Origin of the sequence: Gemmobacter denitrificans, from assembly GCF_036964905.1 — a bacterium.
GTDB classification, from domain to species: domain Bacteria; phylum Pseudomonadota; class Alphaproteobacteria; order Rhodobacterales; family Rhodobacteraceae; genus Gemmobacter; species Gemmobacter denitrificans.
Genome location: NZ_JBALHR010000001.1, coordinates 446,573 through 464,366 on the forward strand (window position 1 = coordinate 446,573; position 17,794 = coordinate 464,366).

Consider the following 17,794-nt stretch of genomic DNA (forward strand, 5'->3'; position numbering starts at 1 on the left):
CATGGACCTGCCTTTCGACGGTGCCATCAGCCGTTACTTCCGCGAAGACGCGCCAAAAGCGGTCCGTCGTGCCATCGAAACGGCGCAAAAGGATGACATTCTGTCCAAGGGCTATGCCTATCGCAGCGAAATGGGCAAGAAAGACTATGCCGACACCATGGATCGGCTTCAGATTGAACTTGTGCGCCTGCAATCTGATGTCAAACAGACCGGCAAACGGCTGATTGTGGTGTTTGAAGGCCGCGATGCCGCTGGCAAGGGTGGCACAATCAAGGCCTTGACCGAAAACCTCAATCCGCGCGGCTGTCAGGTTGTGGCCTTGTCGAAACCGTCGGATCGCGAAGCAACACAATGGTATTTCCAGCGCTATGTCGATTGGTTTCCCGCTGCCGGGGAAATGGTGATCTTTGATCGCAGCTGGTACAATCGCGGCATTGTTGAACCGGTTTTCGGCTTTTGTACCCCGAACCAGAAAGAAGCCTTCTTTCGCCAATTGCCGGAATTTGAAGACATGATCGTGCAGGAAGGCATCACCTTCCTGAAGTTCTGGCTGGATGTGAGCCGCCCGGAACAACTGCGCCGCATGCTGCAGCGGGAAAGCGACCCGCTGAAACAGTGGAAACTGTCGCCCATCGACGTTGAAGGGCTGACGAAATGGGATGCCTATAGCGATGCGATTGCCGAAACGCTGGAGCGCAGCCATCGCGGCCCCGCGCCCTGGACGGTGATCCGGTCGGATGACAAGAAACGCGCCCGGATTGCAGCCATACAATCCATCCTTAATGCGGTGGAATACAAGGGCAAGGACCGCAAGGCGATCGGCACGCCCGACCCCGCAATCTGCGGCGGGCCGGAACTGTGGTCTGACGGCGCGAATGACTAAACGCGGGTACCATCACGGCAACCTGCGGCAGGCATTGGTAGAGGCGGCGCTGGTCCTGATTGCGGATCAGGGGCCGCATGGCTTTACCCTGTCCGAAGCCGCGAAAACCGCCGATGTCACTCCAGCGGCTGTTTATCGCCATTTCGCAGGCCGGGATGAGCTGCTGGCCGAAGTGGCGCGGCAGGGCTATGACATTTTCGCCGCCCTGATGGATTACGCCTATAACGAGGGCAAACCTTCGGCCCTGGCGGCGTTCGAGGCGACGGGACGTGCCTATCTGGCCTTTGCGCGCAAATATCCCGGCCATTACATCGCCATGTTTGAAAGCGGCATCCGTCCGCAGGCCTGGCCCGATCTGGCCCCGGTTGCGGCCAAAGCGCGCAATGTGCTCGAACGCGCCGCCGACGGGTTGTCGCAGCACCTGCCTGCCGACCGCCGCCCCCCGGGCAGCATGGTTTCGGCCCATGTCTGGGCCATGAGCCATGGCGTGGTGGAGCTTTACATGCGTGGTGGGGCGCAAAGCCCCTTCCCGCCCGAAGACCTGCTGGAAACCGGCATCGGTATCTACCTGCGCGGTTTGGGTCTTTTGCCGCCCGATCAGTAGAATCCGGGGCCTTGATCGCCCAGCCTGATCCCCTTGCGGTGCAGGCGGCCCAATATCTCAGTCAGGCTTTCGGCGCGATCCTCGACGCAATTGTGCCTCAGATACCAAGTGACAAAGCGATCATGCGGCCAGTCCCGCGCCAGCGCGGCGGCAATCGCCTCGGCCATCCGGTTGGGATCGGTCAGCGTCACAAGGTTCTGCGCGAAATCGACCTGCCCGGCCACAACGGCGGGCTTGCCATGCAGGAAGCCTTCGAAAGCTACGGCCGAGGTGACCGAAATCGCGCAGAGACAGGCCGCAAGAATATCGTGGATCGAGGCATCCATGACATGAACCCCCGCCCCCGGATCGTGCAGTGCCTCAAGCGCCGAAAGTTCCTCCAGCGTGTTCTTCGGATGTGGCTTGATCACGACAGGCCGCCCATCCCGAGCCGCAATCACGGCATGGATCAGTGGCAAGACCCCCATGTGATGGGTCTGATGCGGCGGCACCTTGAACCCTTGGGCAAAGACCGCAAGGCAATCTTCCGGCACCGGTTGGCTGCCGCGCTGTTCCTGCGGAAACTTGCTGAAATTGCGCCCGGCAAAGCGGGTGCGCAGCCGGTCGCAGAAACGCTGCGCGAAATCGGGCTTGATGGTGCGGGGGTCGAAATGGCGCAGCCGGATGGAAGAATTGTTGCGCGTCGCCACCTCGTCAAAGAACCACCAGCCGCGCAGATAGCCTGGGACGGCGTGAAAGACCCTTGGCCCATAGGCCGGATGATCTTCCATCAGGATATGCAGATGCCGCCCGCTGTCAGCCGCAGCCAGCATGGGCGAGGCGGGGGTGAAAGTGACCGCCTCCACCCCCCAGCCGGCCTGCGCGGCATGGCCTGCCAAAGCCGACAAGAGCTGAAAGCCCCCTTGCAGCAGACGGTCTGCATGGGGGCCCTTGGTGTGGAATATCAGGCTTGGCGGCAGCGCATCCGCTGCCTGCAACCATTCGGGCGGCTGCAGGCAGCGTGGCAAGGTCATCGGAACAGCACCGCCGCACTCGGGCTCCAGCCCAGACGGGCCTTGTTCCCGCGATCCAGCACCGGGCGACCCGGCACATTGCGCATCGACAGACGCATCGGCACTTCGGCCCCGTCCAGCTTCACGTCGTAATAGGTCATGTCACCGTAATAGACGACCTCTTCGACGCTGCCCATCACCTCGCGTTCCGACGCAGTCTGGCCATCGAACAGGATGGTCAGCGTTTCAGGGCGCAGGCCAATGGTGGCACCGTCGGCGGAATGGCCGGTCATCACCTGATCGGGCGCAAGGCTCATGCGGCCAAAGCCCTGTGCCTCCACCTCGACTGTGGCGCCCGCATCCGAGAGAACCTTTGCGGGCAGGAAGTTCATCGTGCCGATGAAATCCGCCACCTTCTTGCTGGCCGGACGGCGATACAGCGTTTCAGGATCGGCAAGCTGGGCGATCTGGCCTTCGAACATCACGGCGATGCGGTCGCTCATCACCAGGGCTTCTTCCTGGTCATGGGTCACCAGAATGAAGGTGATGCCGACCTGACGCTGCAGCTTGATCAATTCCACCTGCATCTGTTCGCGCATCTTCTTGTCCAGCGCCGACAGCGGTTCGTCCAGCAGCAGCACCTTGGGCTTGAGGATCAGCGCGCGGGCCAGTGCCACCCGCTGCCGCTGCCCGCCCGAAAGCGCATGGGCCGCGCGCGCGCCATAGCCCTTCAGTCCGACCATCTCCAGCGCCTCGTCCACGGCCTTGGCCTTTTCGGCGGCAGACATCGGATCGCGACGCAGGCCGAAACCCACATTCTGCGCGACCGTCAGATGCGGAAAGATCGCGTAGGACTGGAACACCATGTTGGTGGGTCGCACATTGGCCGGCACGCCCGACATTGACTTGCCATCGATCATCACCGCGCCCGAGGAAATATCCTCGAACCCCGCGATGGTGCGCAACAGCGTGGTCTTGCCGCAGCCCGATGGCCCCAGCAGCGAAAAGAATTCGCCCGCCCGGATCGTGGCATTGATGCCCCGCAGCGCGTGGTAATCGCCATAGTATTTATGGACGTCACGGAACTCGATCATGTTGGGTTTTTCGGCAGCGGATGTCACAGGAAGCCTCCGGTATCCTTGCCGCCGGTCTTCGCGATGCCGCGGCGGCGGAAATATTCAGCGATGGTCATCAGGATGATCGACAGGCACACGAGAATGAACCCGAGCGCCATGACAGCGGGCACCTTGGCCGGGAAACGGAACTGGCCAAAGATATAGACCGACAGCACGGTCTGGTTGCCGCCAAGGAAGTACGAGATGATGAATTCGTCCAGACTGATGGTAAAGCAGATCAGCAGCGACGAAATGATCCCCGGCATGACCAGCGGCAGGATGATGAGCCGGAAGGTCGAGGCCGGCGTTTCACCCAGATCATAGGCGGCCTCTTCCAGCGACCGGTCAAGCGACTGGAAGGCCGATGTCAGGATCGCCATGGCAAAAGGCGTGCACAGCAGCACATGGCCCAGAATGATAGTGAACAGCGACAGCGGAATGCCAATGGCCACCAGAACAACCAACAGCGCCATGGCAAAGATCATTTCAGGCAGCACCATGGGCAGCATGATAAGACCAAGGATACCGCCCTTGCCCGGAAACGTATAGCGGGTGCTGGCCCGGGCGGCAAAGATGCCCAGAACCGTGGCCAGCGTCGATGACACCACCGCGATAAGCAGTGAATTGCGGAAGGCGGTCACCAGTGTCGGGTCGTCCCACATCTCCACGAACCAGTTGATCGTGAAGCCCTGCAGCGGAAATGCGATGATCTTGCTGTCATTGAAGGCAAAGATCGGCAGCAGGATGATCGGCGCATAAAGGAAGATCAGATAGGCGATCGCATAGGCCTTGAGGCTTGGGCTTTTCATCGGGATTGCCCCTTCAGGAACCGCTTGTTCAGCATCAGGAAGATCAGCGACACGATGGCCACGATCAGCATGGCCGTCATGGCAAGGGCCGATCCCATCGCCTTGTCGTTCTGTTTCAGCATCTTGCCTTCGATCATGTTGGCAATCATCGGGATCTTGCCACCACCGATCAGGTCGGGCGTCACATAATCGCCGATGGTCGGAATGAACACGATCAGCACCGCCGCGATCACCCCGGGCATCGACAGTGGCAGGGTCACGCGCAGGAATGTCATGAACTTTGATTCACCCAGATCCTGCCCTGCCTCAAGGAAGCTGCGGTCGATCTTTTCCAGACTGACGAAGATCGGCAGAATGGCAAAGGGCGCATAGGCATGGGCCAACGTCATGATCATCGACCCGATGGAATAGTTGATGACGGTCAGTGGCTCATCGATCAGCCCAAGGCCCATCAGCCCGGAATTGATGACGCCGTTATAGCCCAGGATCACCTTCCACAGGAACACCCGGATCAGATAGCTGGTCCAGAACGGAATGGTGATCAGGAACAGCCAGAGCGATTTCTTGTCCTGCGCCACATGGAAGCTGACGAAATAGGCCACAGGATAGGCGAGCAGCACGGTGATCAGAGTTACGGCCGCCGCAACCCACAGCGAACGCAGCATGATCGCCTGATAGATGCGACCGGTCCAGACCTCGATGTAATTGCCGAATGTCAATCCCGCAGACAGGCCCGCCTTGGCATCCACCATCAGCGAATAGACGACCACCGTGACCAACGGGGCCGCCAGAAGCAGGATCGCATAGATGGCAGGGGGCGAAATCAGCGTCAGGCCGCTGGCAGCCTCGGAATTCCAGAATCGGCCTTTGGAAGACCCGTTATCCATCATCACCCCTGTTTCTGGCCTGGGACTGCAGATCCCGGCATTTGACGTATTTTTGCAGAATTTTTGGCACATGGCCGGGCACATGAAAAGGGGCCAAATGCCCAAGTGCCCGGTCAGGTCTGGGGAAAATCAGGAACAATTGCCTGCAACCCTTTGCCAAAAATCGAAAAATAATTTGATCATTTTTTGGGCTGCCTGCGATGCCCTTGCGTGATTTGCCTCTGGGCCGCACGGCTTTGCCTGAAAAATCCCCAGCCGGGAAACCGGCGTCCCCGGCAATCTGCCAGTTCCAGATCACGCCGCCATGTCAGAGCGCCATGTCAGAGCGCCGTGCTACACCGCCATGTCGGACGGGGGCCGCGCCAGCAGTCGGGCCAGCGTGTCCAGTGCGGGCAGATAGCGTGCCTGGGGAATGGCCCCCGCCACCGCCACGCGCAGCGCATGGGGGGCGCGGCCATGGATCAGCGCATATTCATCGGCCTGTCGCACCAGCACCCCTTCCGCCTCGGCCATCCGCGCCAGGGTCGAACCGCGCCAACCGGTCGGCAACGGCACCCAGATGAAGGGCAGCCCCGGTTGCCAGCGGATGTCAAAAGCCCCAAGCGCGTTGACCATCTGCTGCAGACGGACCGAAAATTCTGCCACCACGGCCCGGCGCAACTGATCGGCCACACCGCTTTCCAACAGGTCAAGACATAGGTCCGAGACCGGGCGCGACAGCGCGAAAAAGCTGTGCTGCGCAGTCAGCCGCCCCGCCTCGCCCATTCCCGTGGGGCAGACCACATAGCCAAGCCGCAGCGCGGGCGACAATGACTTGGACAGGCTGCCCACATACCAGGTGCGATCCGGTGCCAGGGCGCGGATCGAGGGCAACTGGCTTTCCGCAATGGAATAGCAATCATCTTCAATGATTTGCAGGTCATACTTGCGAGCAATGGCGGCGATGGCCTCGCGGCGTTCCAGCGGCATGCGGGCGGCGGTCGGGTTCTGGGCCTCGGGTGTGATCACAAGGATCTGGGCGCCATGCCGTCGGCAGGCCGCCTCCAGCGCAGCGGGGCACAGGCCATGTGCATCGATCTCTACCCCCACCACCTCGGCCCGCGCCAGCCGCCCGGCATGGCGGATACCCGGATAGGCCAGGTCTTCGGTCAGGATCACCGGCCGGTCGCCCCGCAGACAGCACAGAAATACCAGCAACAGCGCATTCTGCCCGCCATGAGACAAGGCGATGTCGGCTTCGGTGATCGGGCCCAGCACCCGGTCGCTCAACCAGTCGCAAAGTGCATCGCGCAACGGGGCCTCGCCGCGCTGCGATGGATAATCCTGCCAATCCGTCCCAAGATCGCCGCCAATGCGCGACAAGGCCGCCGTCATCGCCGCCGCCTGCCCCACATCCGGCAATTGCGGCGATCGCAGATCGACCAGCCAGGGTTCATTGCCCAGATCGCGTTCCTGAAACAGCGCCTGCGTCGGGCCAAGCCTGGGGGCGCGGGCGGCAACAAAGGTGCCGCGCCCCACCGTGGCCGCAAGAAGCCCTTCCTGTGTGGCCATCTGATAGGCGCGGCTGACAGTGCCTGGCGTGACCTGCAGGCTCCAGGCCAGATCGCGCACGGTAGGCAATTGTGCCCCGGGGGCCAGTTCACCGGCGCGGATTGACTCGCGAAGGGCGCGGGTCAGGGCCAGATATTTCGGCCCAGGATGCTGACTCAGATCGGGCCGCCAATTTGTATCCATGACAATTCAACCTCTGGCCTGTGCCTCCGCGGCATTGTATCAATGATATACGAAACTCCATTTATTGTATCAACACAAAAGGTGCTATCATGACCCGGTCGCCGCTGACCGCCGCCCCGACGCTGATCTTTACCGGCCCGCAGACCCTGCCGCCGCTGTCGCGCCTTGCGCTGACTGTCGCGCAAACCCTGCTGACCTGGGATCTGCGCCGTCAGGGCCGCCGCGGCCTGCGCGGGCTGGATGCGCATCTTCTGCGCGACATCGGGCTGACAGCAGATGCCGCATGGGCCGAAGGGGAAAAACCCTTCTGGCAGGCCTGATCGCCCCCCCCCCTTTTCAAGGTGTACCCCTGACTGGGCCGGTTCTTCCGGCCCTTTTTTCATGCCCGCACGAACCCGGGCAGACAAAACAAAAAAGCCCTGCAAGATGCAGGGCTTTTCCGATGATCTGGCGAAGGGCGGATCAGCGCTTCGAGAACTGGAACGACCGACGGGCCTTCGGCTTGCCGTACTTTTTCCGTTCCACCACGCGGCTGTCGCGGGTCAGGAAACCGGCGGCCTTCAGCGCGGCGCGCAGGCTGGGTTCATAGAGCTGCAGCGCCTTGGAAATGCCGTGCTTCACCGCACCAGCCTGGCCCGACAGACCACCACCGGCCACGGTGGCATAAACGTCGAACTGGCCTTCGACATTGGCGATGGTGAAGGGCTGCTTCAGGATCATCTGCAGCACGGGACGGGCGAAATAGACCGCCATTTCCTTGCCATTGACCACAACCTTGCCGGTACCGGGTTTCACCCAGACGCGGGCAACCGCATCCTTGCGCTTGCCGGTGGCATAGGAGCGGCCCAGCGAATCCCGCTTGGGTTCGCGCGGCGCAGCAGCCGGAGCGGCGGCAGCCGGGGCAGCAGCGCCCGAGACGGCCGATTTCAGATCGTCGAGGGATTTGATGTCAGCCATGATCAGGCGCTCCGGGTGTTCTTGGGATTCAGGGCCTTCACGTCCAGCACGGTCGGCGCTTGCGCTTCATGCGGATGCTCGGCGCCGGCATAGACGCGCAGGTTGGTCATCTGCTTGGCACCCAGGCTGTTGCGGGTGATCATGCGTTCCACGGCCTTGACCACCACACGCTCGGGGTGGTTGCCTTCCAGCACCTGACGCGCGGTGCGGAACTTGATGCCGCCCGGGTGGCCGGTGTGCCAGTAGTAGCGCTTGTCGTTGCGCTTGTTGCCGGTCATCTGCACCTTGTCGGCGTTGATGACGATGACATTGTCACCCATGTCCATATGGGGGGTGAAGGTCGGCTTGTTCTTGCCACGCAGGATATTGGCGACGATGGTCGCGAGGCGGCCCAGAACGACGCCTTCCGCGTCGATCAGGATCCACTTCTTCTCGATATCCGCAGGCGTTGCGGTGAAGGTTTTCATATCAGACCCATGGAGTTTGGGGGGCACGCTGCCCCTGAATCTCGGATGGGGGCTTTTCCTTCATTTCCAACGCCGGGTCAAGCGATGGGACACATGAATATACACACAAAAACAATGGCTTGAAAAATAGGTATTAATATACCCCAACTTTCAACCCGCGTTTCGCCGCAAAACCGCGCCATAAAACCCGTCGGCCCCGTCCAGCGGGGTGAATTGGCGGTCGCGCTCCAGATTCCAGCCCGGATGGTCGGCCAGAAAGCTGTCGATATGCGCACGATTTTCGCAGCGCAGCAGCGAACAGGTGGCATAACCCAGCCATCCGCCCGGTCGCACCAGTGCCGCCGCCCTGTGCAGGATGGTCTGTTGAACTGTCAGCAGGGACTGCAGCTTTTCGGGGGTCAGCAGCCATTTGCCTTCAGGCGCGCGCCGCCAACTGCCGGAGCCTGAGCAGGGCACATCGGTCAGAACCAGATCGAAAGGCCCTTCGGGCCGGGCGGTGATGCTGATCTTGACCCCGGCGCGTTTGGCCCGGTCGGGCAGGTCGCGCATCCGGCCGGGGTTGGTATCATGGGCAAAGGCCCGCAGACGCGCCCGCGCGGCCATGGCCAGCACCTTGCCACCGCCGCCCGCACAATAGTCCAGCACCCGCATCCCGTCTGCCAATGGCAGGGCATCCACCACCGCCTGTGATGCGGCATCCTGCAATTCCACCCGCCCGTCCTGATAGGGGGCGGATAGGGCAATCTTGCGCGCCCCTTCCGTCACCTGCAGCGCCGTCGGCGACAATGGGTGCGGTTCGGCCGTGATCCCCTCATCCGCAAGTGCGGCCTGCGCTGCAACCAGCCCCCCGCGCACCAGGTTCACCCGCAGAAAGACCGGTGCACGCTGCCGCAGCGCCGCTGTGATGGCGCTGAAATCATCGCCCAGATCGGCCTGCATCTGTGGGCCGATCCAGTCAGGAATATCTGCAGCTTCAAAGCCTTGTGGTATGATGCTCACATCATCCGGGCCGATGGGCGCAGGCGCATGCCCTTCGCCGGTGAACAGCGGCCCGGGGTCGATCCCGGCGGCGCGCAGCCCGCCCAGGATCAGCCCCCGCCCGGTTTCCCCCCCGCCAAGCGCAGCATGGCTGCGACGGCAGCGCAGCGCATCGAAGACCAGATCACGAATGGCATTGCGATCACCCGAACCCGCAAAGCGCGAGGCGCGCGCCCAATTGACCAGTGCCTGTTCCGCCGGGGTTCCGGCCAGAATCCGGTCCAGGATCGTGATGGCAGCCGACAGCCGCGCGGCGGGGGTCATGGCATCAGCCCTTCTTTTCCTGCAGCATGTTGCCGCCATCCACGACCAGTGTCGCGCCATTCACATAAGACGCCCCGGCGGAGGCCAGAAAGGCCACGCAGGCCGCCACTTCGTCAGGGGTGCCCGCGCGGCCCATGGGCGATTTGCGCGCAGCGGCAAATTCGCCGCGCTGTGTGGCCTCGGTCGCGATCCAGCCCGGCGCCACGGCATTGACGGTGACCCCGGCCTTTGCCACCTCCAGCGCGAGCGTCTGGGTCAGCCCGATCATCGCGGCCTTGGCCGCCGCATAGGCCGATGCCCCGGGCACCGAAACATATGGTCCAGTCACCGAGGCCATCATCACCACCCGGCCAAAACCGCGATCGAGCATGGCGGGCAGAAAGGCGCGGGTAACCAGCACGGCGGTGGTCAGCGACAGTTCGAATTCACGTCGCCAGGCCTCGGGGTCAGACTTGGCGAAGGCGCGGATCTTCTGCGGTGTCCCCTGCATGCCCATCCCGGCATTGTTGACCAGAACATCCACCGGCCCCAGATCGGCCAGCCGTGCCACCATGGCCGGATCGGTCAGATCGCCCTGAAAGGCGGTGACGCGCAACCCCTCGGCCAACAGTTCGGCCGCCCTTGCGTGAATCCGCCCCGAAGCGCCCGCAATGATCAGATCATGCCCCGCCGCCCCAAGGGCGCGCGCGCAGGCCAGACCAATGCCACCTGCCGCCCCTGCCCCTGTGACCAGCGCCCGCATCAGCCGATCCGGTAATTCGGGCTTTCGCGGGTGATCTGCACATCATGGACATGGGATTCCTTCAGCCCTGCCCCGGTGATGCGCACGAAACTGCAGTTCGACCGCATTTCGGCCACGGTGCGGTTTCCGGTATAGCCCATGGCGGCACGCAGCCCGCCCACCATCTGATGGATGACCGTCGCGACAGACCCCTTGTAGGGCACCTGGCCTTCGATCCCCTCGGGCACCAGCTTGTCGCTGGCGGCATCCTTCTGGAAATAGCGGTCGGCCGATCCGCGCGCCATGGCACCAAGGCTGCCCATGCCGCGATAGGATTTGTAGCTGCGGCCATTCCACAGGATCACCTCGCCGGGGGATTCGTCGGTGCCCGCAATGGCCGATCCGACCATGGCGCAGGACGCACCACCGGCAATCGCTTTGGCAAAATCGCCCGAGAACTTGATCCCGCCATCGGCGATCACCGGAATGTCGCCTGCCGCGCGCGAGGCATCCATGATCGCCGTCAGCTGCGGCACGCCCACACCGGCCACGATCCGCGTCGTGCAGATCGACCCCGGACCAATGCCCACCTTCACCGCATCCGCACCGGCACCGATCAGCGCACGGGTCGCCTCGGCCGTGGCCACGTTGCCTGCAACCACCTGCACGGTGTTCGACAGTTTCTTGATCCGTTCCACAGCCTTGGCGACGCCCTCGCTATGGCCATGCGCAGTGTCGATCACCACAAGGTCCACACCCGCCTCGATCAGCGCCTGACTGCGTTCAAACCCGGCATCGCCCACGGTCGAGGCCGCGGCGACGCGCAGCCGCCCCATCTCGTCCTTGCAGGCATGGGGGTTCAAGACCGACTTCTCGGTATCCTTCAGCGTCAGCAGGCCAGTCAGCTTGCCCGACCCATCGGTCACCAGCAGCTTTTCAATGCGCCGTGCCTTCATCATCGAAATGGCCAGATCGCGATCCACCGGTTCGCGCAGGATCGCCAGATTCTCCGAGGTCATCATGACCGAAACCGGCGTCTTGTCATCGGTCGCAAAGCGCATGTCGCGGTTGGTCACGATGCCCACCACACGGCCTTCGCCATCCACCACCGGAAAACCGGTGACGTTGTAGCGCTCTTGCAATTCCTTGGCATCGGCCATGGTCTGATCGGCGCGCAGGGTGATCGGCGCATAGACGACACCGCTTTCAAACCGCTTGACCCGCCGCACTTCGCGCGCCTGCGCCTCGAGGTCGAGATTGCGGTGAATGACCCCGATCCCGCCCGATTGCGCCATGGCGATGGCCATGCGCCCTTCGGTCACCGTATCCATCGCGCTGGACAAAAGCGGGATGTTCATGCGGATCGCCTTCGTCACGAAGGTCGAGGTATCTGCATCCGAAGGCAGCACATTGCTGGCCGCCGGAACCAGCAGAACATCGTCAAAGGTGAGTGCCTCGCGAATCTCCATGGGAGCCTCCTGAACGGGTCATGGGATGGGATCGTTTGGCGGTTCCCCTTTTCACGGGGCGCGCGCAAGTGCAAGCGAAAATCCCTGTGGCCTCTGTCGCAAGGGGCGCTGTCTGCCCCCCTTCGGCCCGTGCCGGGCTGCCCCCCGAGGATATTTGCGGCCAAGACAAAGGACAGGCCGCCCTGCTGTCGCAGACAGGCTTGCACGGGGTGGGCGCGAGTGGTCGATGGGGCAAGAAACGGATTTCGGGGGCAGCATGCGCGTCGCGATTGTGGAAAACACCAAGGTAACCCATCACGGTCAGGTCGGCGTGGCGCTGCATGAGGCAGGGGCGCGGATCGGGCTGTACAAGCCGTGGTCCGACGGGCGCTTGCCGGATATGGCCGCGTATGACGCGATGGTGGTGTTTGGCGGCGAACAGCATGCCCGGGCGGACGACAGCCACCCCTATCTGCCAGAGCTGGCGCGGCAGATGCAGGCTGCCGGTCAGGCCGGGCAGGCGGTGCTGGGCATCTGTCTGGGCGCGCAGCTTCTGGCGCGGGGCCTGGGGGCGGAAAACCTGATCGGGCTTACACCGGAATTCGGCTGGGTTGATGTGGCGCTGACCAAGGCGGGCGCGGCGGATCCGGTTCTGGGCGCCCTGCCCGCCCGCTTTCCGGTGTTTCAATGGCATTCCGACACTTTCACCTTGCCTGAAGGTGCGGCCCATCTGGCGCGCTCGGACAAGGCGGCGCAGCAGGCGTTTCGCGCCGGGCCAAAGGTCTGGGGCACGCAGTTCCATTTCGAGGCCAATCGCGCCGTGGTGGCCGATTGGCTGCGCAGCTTCCCCGAAGCGGTGGAGCGGATGGCGCCCGGCTGGGCAGACCGCCATGCCGCCGAGGCCGCAGGGCGCGGGGCCGAGGCCGACCGGATCGGCCTGACGCTGGCGCGGGCCTTTGTGGCGCAGATCTAGGCTTCGGCGGCGTTGCTGCGCAGGGCCAGATCGCCCGAGGCCCAGGCCTTCAGAACCCGGTACAGGATCGGCGGGATCAGGCCAAGGGCGGCGATCAGGAACAGCGTTGCCGTGACATCCATGCGCAGCGCAAACAGGGCCGAGACAAAGGCCGCAAGCGGAAAGGTAAAGGCCCCCCAAAGCGCCGAATAGCCCGAGGCGGTAAGCCAGCGGCCCGCCGATACCAGCACGATGAGCAGCACCGCGCCAAGCGCCAGCGCGGGCAATGCAATCAGCCACGCCTGGATGCCGGTGGCGACCGTGGAGAACAGGGCCGCCGGGGCCAGATGGATGGCCAGCATGGGGCGCAGCGGTGCAGGCGGCGGGCGACGCCACAATTGCACCAGCGAAACCGCCCAGATGGCCACCGCAACCGGCATGGTCAGCCAAAGCAATGCCGCCGCCAGCCAGATCATGCCCAAAGGCACCGCTGTCAGCCCGCACAGAATGAAGCCGACAAAATTGAGATGCCAGACCGGTGTCACCTCGCGCGCCTCGGGCGGCGATTTCAGGAACAGCCAGATCACCAGCCCTGCCAGCGCCGCATGCAGCCCCAGACCGGCAAACAGCACCCCGCGGGCCAGTGTCGGGGCATAGGGGACGACAGCCGCAGCCACCAGCAGCAGCCCCAGAGATGCCGCCGCAACCCCTGCCCGTCCGGGCAAGGTGCGCAGGTCTTCGATCAGCGTGCCACCGCGCCGCGCCAGTTTCACCAGATAGCCGAATGCGGCAAAGGCCCAAAGCGCCACGGCAGCCCCCAGGACGACCTCGGCCAGACCTTCGGGCAGGCCGAGCGCCGCCTCGGCCCGCCGCAAGGCCAGCCCGAGCCCGAGCGTTCCCAGCAGAACCGGAAAGACCGCTGGCGGCATGCGGGCAAAAAGCCTGGGGCGATGGGGCGGAAACTGCGGCGGGGGATAGGCCTTTGGGCGGCGCTGTGCGGGATCAGACATCGGGGGCTCCGGTAACCGTTACGCCCAAGGCCTAGCCCATCGCGCCCGGGCGGGAAAGGGTGCGCGCAACGGGGCCGGGCAAAAGGCCGCAGCCCTGTGCGATCAGATCAGAAAGGGGAACCAATCCTCGCGCAGCACCTGCCCCGGCTGCATGTCATGGCCCGGATAGGGCGGCGATGTGCGGCCGGGCCGTTCCACATAGCGGGCATCATCACCCAGCAGCCGCAGGCTGAAGGCCCGGCGCCGCGAACCCGCCAGATTGCCCCGCGCGCCGTGCAGGGTGCGATAGTTGAAGGCGACCGCATCACCCGGTTCCATCTGCCATTCCCGTACCAGCATGCCTTCGGCATCCGGATCCGGCACGGGCATGTAGCGGTCGCTGTCGGGATAGAAATTCGTCTCGGCCAGCCAGCGCGTCGGCAAGACCTCCTTCTCCCAGCGATGCGAGCCTGCCACGCAGCGCAGGCTGGCCTCGCGCACCGGATCGAGCGGCGACCAGAAACTGACCGTCTGCTGCCCTTCGACGAAGTAATATGGCCCATCCTGATGCCAGGGGGTTGGTTTGCTGGTGCCGGGTTCCTTGACCAGAACATGATCGTGGAACATCTGCACGCGCGACGATTGCATCAATTGGGCCGCGACACGGGCCACATCGCTTTCGCGGATGACGCGCGCAAATTCGGGGATGCGCTGCCAGTTGCAGTAATCATCGAAGAAGCGCCCGCCTTCGCCGGGTTTGAGGTTTTCGGCGGCATAGGGGCCGGGCTCGGCCATGTTGCGTTCCACCCCGGCGCGCAGTTCATCCACCCAGTCAGACCACAGGCCGCGGATCAGCACGACACCTTCGGTCTGGTAGGTTTCGATCATGTCTGGGGTGATTTCGGCAACCGGCATCGGAAATTCCTTTCGTTTCGCTTGCAAATGCCTGATCGGACCCTAACATAAATTCAAATAATATCTTCTCATGCGCGTGATACAAAAATGTTATCTGTCACTTTGCGCCAGTTGGAATATGCCGTGGCGGTGGCACAGGCCGGGGGTATGACCGCTGCGGCAGAGGCGCTGAATGTCAGCCAGCCTGCACTGTCGGTGGCCCTGCGGGAGTTGGAAACCCAGCTTGGCAAATCGCTGTTCCTGCGGCGGGCTGGTGGTCCGATGACACCCACGGCCTTTGGTCGCGACTTTCTGGATGCGGCAGAGCAGCAGCTGGCCGCAATGGCCCGGCTGATGGCGGGCGATGCAGCCCCGGCGACACCGGTGCGTCTGGCGGTGTTCGAGGATCTGGCCCCGGTGATGCTGGGGGCGCTCTTGACCGCCCTGCCCGATGACCTGCCCGTCGCGCCACAGATCGCGGGGTTCGAGGCAATCACCGATGGCCTGCGCCGGGGCCAGATCGACCTTGCGCTGACCTATGATCTAGGCCTGCCGACGGCAGTCACCAAGGAAGAAATCGCCCGGGTCAAACCGCATGCTGTCATGAACCCGCAGCACCGCCTGGCCCTGCGGGCCGGGGTTTCGCTGGCGGAACTGGCGGATGTGCCGCTGATCCTGGCCGATCAGGGGCTGTCTGTCGGCCATATCCGGGCCCTGTTTGCCAAGCGTGGCCTGACCCCACGCATCGCCCATCGTGCCGCCACGCTGGAAATCCTGCGCTCTTTCGCGGCGCATGGGCTGGGGGTTGGCCTCAGCTATACCCGCCCATTGACCGAGGCGAGCTATGATGGCACCCCCCTGACCACGCGCCCCCTGATCGATGGCGGCCCGGGCGAGCCGGTGGTTCTGGCGGTTTCCGAAGAGAATGCGCTGTCTGCGGCTGGCACGCGGCTGGCGCAGCTTCTGGCCGATCGCCGCGCCTTTCTGCCAGAAACCTGATCAGGGCAGGATCAGGCTGGTCGGACCCAGGTTTTCCAGCATGGCCCCCGTGCCCAGCTTGAACCGCGCCAGCCCCGGATTGTCGGAATCCACCGCCCCAAGATCTAGCCGTTCAATCCCCCCCGCTTGCAGCCGCAGGATAGCCTGCCACAGCAGCGCGCGATGGGCCTCGGCCTTGCGGCCTTCCTCGCTGGTCCAGCCGCAATGATAGGTCGCGGCGCGGCCATGGATCAGGAACAGCATGCCCGCCTGCATCTGCCCCCTCGGGGACCAGTGGAGCATCAGCGTTGCCCCCGGCCAAGCCTGCGCAAAGGCCATTGGCAACCCACGATAGCCGCGCGCCGTGCTTTGCGCGCCCTCATGCGTCAGCAATTCTGAAAGATGACGCTCGCGGCCTTTGGCGGGGGTGATCCGGCTGGCCAGAAGCCGATTGCGCCATTTGCCATGCAGACCGCGGCGCAAGCTGTCGGCAGCCGGCCGCAAATCCAGAATGGCGTGATGGCGCGCGGTGACAAGGGGGATGACCCCTGGCCCGGTCAACGGGCAGGATGCGATGGTCGCCCCCAGATGGCGGGCCATCCGGCGCAGGGGCGCGCGGCTGGCGGGGCCGGGAAAATGTGGCTGATGGATCAGCCTGACCCGGCGGCGTTCCAGCATCTGGGCAACCATCAGCGCCCGGCCATCCCGGATCACCGCGCCGCGCCGCACCTGCGCCCCCAGACGGCCAAGCGCGACCCCATAGGCCCAGGCCTGTTGCAGCGCCGGGCCAGCCTGCGCCTGCCAGTCATCCGGATCGGTGATCTCGTGCCATTCCATGCCCGGATTAAGCAATTGGAAAGGTAAACAGCCGATAAACGGAGCATGGATTTGCCACCACCGCCCCGTTTCACGCTCTGGGTGCCGACGCTGATCGCGCTGGCGCTTTCGGCCCTGTTCCTGTCAGCCCTTGCCGCCTTCGCGATAGAGCAGCGAACGCCCCTGATGGAACAGATGGATCTTGGCCGGATCGGCGGCAAGCCGCACGGATTTATGCCGCAGGTCACGATGAATGCCGGGCAGTTTGGCCACGACCTGCGCCGCTTCGCCCTGACGGCGGAAGTAAAGCAGGGTCACCTCGCCCAGGGCCTCGGTGATCTCCACTTCGCCGGTGAACAGCGCGGGGCCATCGGTGGCCAGCATATCCTCGGGCCGCACGCCCAGATTGACCTTCAGGCCCCGGTCGGCTTCGGTCGTGGGGATGGCTGCCACCGCCTCGCCGCCGCCCTCCAGCCGCACCTTGGTATAGGCACCGGTTTCGACCACTTCACCCGCCAGCAGGTTCATGGCCGGGCTGCCGATGAACTGGGCCACAAATTCGTTTTCGGGCCGTTCATACAGTTCCAGCGGGCTGCCCACCTGCGCAATCCCGCCCCCGGCCAGCACCACGATGCGGCTGGCCAGCGTCATCGCCTCCACCTGATCATGGGTCACATAGATCATGGTGGAATTGGGCATGGATTCCTTCAGCTGCGCCACTTCGATCCGGGTCGCCACACGCAGCGCGGCATCAAGGTTCGAGAGCGGTTCATCGAACAGATAGACCTTCGGGTCACGCACGATGGCCCGGCCGATGGCAACCCGCTGGCGTTGCCCGCCTGACAGCGCCTTGGGCAGGCGATCCAGATAGGGCGTCAGTTGCAAGATGCGCGCCGCCTTTTCGACCGCTGACTTGATCTCATCCGCCGATTTCTTCGCGATCTTCAGCGCGAATTCCATGTTCTGCCGCACAGTCATATGCGGGTAAAGCGCATAGGACTGAAACACCATGGCAATGCCGCGTTGTGCCGGGGGAACATCGTTCATCCGCACGCCATCAATGGTGAATTCGCCGCCGGTGATCCGTTCCAGACCCGCGATCATCCGCAGAAGGGTGGATTTGCCACAGCCCGACGGCCCGACAAATACGATCAATTCGCCGGTCTTGATGTCGAGATTGATGTTCTTGAGGACCTTCACATCCCCATAGGCCTTTTCGACATTGGTCAGTTTCAGATTGGCCATT

General features: G+C 63.6%; 20 protein-coding genes. 5 read left to right on the forward strand and 15 right to left on the reverse strand.

Annotation, left to right across the window (positions count from 1 at the left end):
- Position 1: 1 nt before the first annotated feature.
- Both ppk2 and V6590_RS02215 read left to right on the forward strand, forming a co-directional pair.
- Positions 2 to 883 (forward strand): polyphosphate kinase 2, encoded by an 882-nt coding sequence (gene ppk2, locus V6590_RS02210; RefSeq protein WP_335418865.1) that lies wholly within the window; start codon positions 2 to 4, stop codon positions 881 to 883.
- Positions 876 to 1,487, forward strand: a complete 612-nt coding sequence (locus tag V6590_RS02215) for a TetR/AcrR family transcriptional regulator (RefSeq protein ID WP_335418868.1) — start codon at positions 876 to 878, stop codon at positions 1,485 to 1,487. Before ppk2 ends, V6590_RS02215 begins: the two co-directional genes overlap by 8 nt.
- On the opposite strand, the gene V6590_RS02220 is transcribed toward V6590_RS02215, so the two are convergent.
- Genes V6590_RS02220 through V6590_RS02245 form a run of 6 tightly spaced genes read right to left on the reverse strand, consistent with a single transcriptional unit; the run spans position 1,481 to position 7,024 of the window.
- Entirely contained in the window at positions 1,481 to 2,500 is a 1,020-nt protein-coding gene (locus tag V6590_RS02220; protein ID WP_335418870.1) for a hypothetical protein, read from the reverse strand. The two genes, V6590_RS02215 and V6590_RS02220, sit on opposite strands and share 7 nt — an antisense overlap.
- Positions 2,497 to 3,573, reverse strand: a complete 1,077-nt coding sequence (locus V6590_RS02225; protein ID WP_335418873.1) for an ABC transporter ATP-binding protein — start codon at positions 3,571 to 3,573, stop codon at positions 2,497 to 2,499. The genes V6590_RS02220 and V6590_RS02225 overlap by 4 nt, the downstream gene beginning before the upstream one ends.
- Before the next feature lie 23 nt (positions 3,574 to 3,596).
- Complete coding sequence (locus V6590_RS02230) at positions 3,597 to 4,403, reverse strand: ABC transporter permease (RefSeq protein WP_335418877.1); 807 nt, start codon at positions 4,401 to 4,403, stop codon at positions 3,597 to 3,599.
- Positions 4,400 to 5,290 carry an ABC transporter permease gene (locus tag V6590_RS02235; RefSeq protein WP_335418880.1) on the reverse strand — a complete coding sequence of 297 codons (891 nt, stop codon included), beginning with the start codon at positions 5,288 to 5,290 and terminating at the stop codon, positions 4,400 to 4,402. Before V6590_RS02235 ends, V6590_RS02230 begins: the two co-directional genes overlap by 4 nt.
- Positions 5,283 to 5,588, reverse strand: coding sequence for a hypothetical protein (locus tag V6590_RS02240; protein ID WP_335418883.1), 306 nt, complete (start codon positions 5,586 to 5,588; stop codon positions 5,283 to 5,285). Before V6590_RS02240 ends, V6590_RS02235 begins: the two co-directional genes overlap by 8 nt.
- Before the next feature lie 35 nt (positions 5,589 to 5,623).
- Positions 5,624 to 7,024 carry an aminotransferase-like domain-containing protein gene (locus V6590_RS02245; RefSeq protein ID WP_335418886.1) on the reverse strand — a complete coding sequence of 467 codons (1,401 nt, stop codon included), beginning with the start codon at positions 7,022 to 7,024 and terminating at the stop codon, positions 5,624 to 5,626.
- Between the two features lie 89 nt (positions 7,025 to 7,113).
- Between V6590_RS02245 and V6590_RS02250 the strand changes: the two genes are divergently transcribed.
- Positions 7,114 to 7,344, forward strand: coding sequence for a DUF1127 domain-containing protein (locus V6590_RS02250; RefSeq protein ID WP_335418890.1), 231 nt, complete (start codon positions 7,114 to 7,116; stop codon positions 7,342 to 7,344).
- 142 nt (positions 7,345 to 7,486) lie between these two features.
- Here V6590_RS02250 and rpsI read toward each other — a convergent pair whose 3' ends face one another.
- The 5 genes from rpsI to guaB form a co-directional block, all read right to left on the reverse strand.
- Positions 7,487 to 7,981: a 30S ribosomal protein S9 gene (gene rpsI, locus V6590_RS02255; protein ID WP_335418892.1), complete on the reverse strand. Its 495-nt coding sequence runs from the start codon at positions 7,979 to 7,981 to the stop codon at positions 7,487 to 7,489.
- Positions 7,982 to 7,983: 2 nt separating this feature from the next.
- Complete coding sequence (gene rplM / locus V6590_RS02260) at positions 7,984 to 8,448, reverse strand: 50S ribosomal protein L13 (protein WP_335418894.1); 465 nt, start codon at positions 8,446 to 8,448, stop codon at positions 7,984 to 7,986.
- Positions 8,449 to 8,598: 150 nt separating this feature from the next.
- A complete protein-coding gene (locus V6590_RS02265; RefSeq protein WP_335418897.1) occupies positions 8,599 to 9,750 on the reverse strand; it encodes an RsmB/NOP family class I SAM-dependent RNA methyltransferase in 1,152 nt (383 codons plus the stop codon).
- Between the two features lie 4 nt (positions 9,751 to 9,754).
- Positions 9,755 to 10,492, reverse strand: coding sequence for an SDR family NAD(P)-dependent oxidoreductase (locus tag V6590_RS02270; protein ID WP_335418900.1), 738 nt, complete (start codon positions 10,490 to 10,492; stop codon positions 9,755 to 9,757).
- Entirely contained in the window at positions 10,492 to 11,940 is a 1,449-nt protein-coding gene (gene guaB, locus V6590_RS02275; RefSeq protein ID WP_335418902.1) for an IMP dehydrogenase, read from the reverse strand. The genes V6590_RS02270 and guaB overlap by 1 nt, the downstream gene beginning before the upstream one ends.
- Positions 11,941 to 12,196: 256 nt before the next feature.
- Here guaB and V6590_RS02280 point away from each other — a divergent pair, with 256 nt between their 5' ends.
- Entirely contained in the window at positions 12,197 to 12,892 is a 696-nt protein-coding gene (locus V6590_RS02280; RefSeq protein WP_335418906.1) for a type 1 glutamine amidotransferase, read from the forward strand.
- Here the strand turns inward: V6590_RS02280 and V6590_RS02285 are convergent.
- A complete protein-coding gene (locus V6590_RS02285; protein WP_335418909.1) occupies positions 12,889 to 13,881 on the reverse strand; it encodes a TDT family transporter in 993 nt (330 codons plus the stop codon). The two genes, V6590_RS02280 and V6590_RS02285, sit on opposite strands and share 4 nt — an antisense overlap.
- Positions 13,882 to 13,983: 102 nt before the next feature.
- Positions 13,984 to 14,775, reverse strand: a complete 792-nt coding sequence (locus tag V6590_RS02290) for a phytanoyl-CoA dioxygenase family protein (protein ID WP_335418913.1) — start codon at positions 14,773 to 14,775, stop codon at positions 13,984 to 13,986.
- 87 nt (positions 14,776 to 14,862) lie between these two features.
- On the opposite strand from V6590_RS02290, the gene V6590_RS02295 reads away from it, so the two are divergent.
- Entirely contained in the window at positions 14,863 to 15,753 is an 891-nt protein-coding gene (locus V6590_RS02295; protein ID WP_335418916.1) for a LysR family transcriptional regulator, read from the forward strand.
- Here the strand turns inward: V6590_RS02295 and V6590_RS02300 are convergent, their stop codons facing one another.
- Positions 15,754 to 16,569: a GNAT family N-acetyltransferase gene (locus V6590_RS02300; RefSeq protein WP_335418919.1), complete on the reverse strand. Its 816-nt coding sequence runs from the start codon at positions 16,567 to 16,569 to the stop codon at positions 15,754 to 15,756.
- A gap of 123 nt (positions 16,570 to 16,692) precedes the next feature.
- Entirely contained in the window at positions 16,693 to 17,793 is a 1,101-nt protein-coding gene (locus V6590_RS02305) for an ABC transporter ATP-binding protein (protein WP_335418921.1), read from the reverse strand.
- Between the last annotated feature and the right edge of the window lies 1 nt (position 17,794).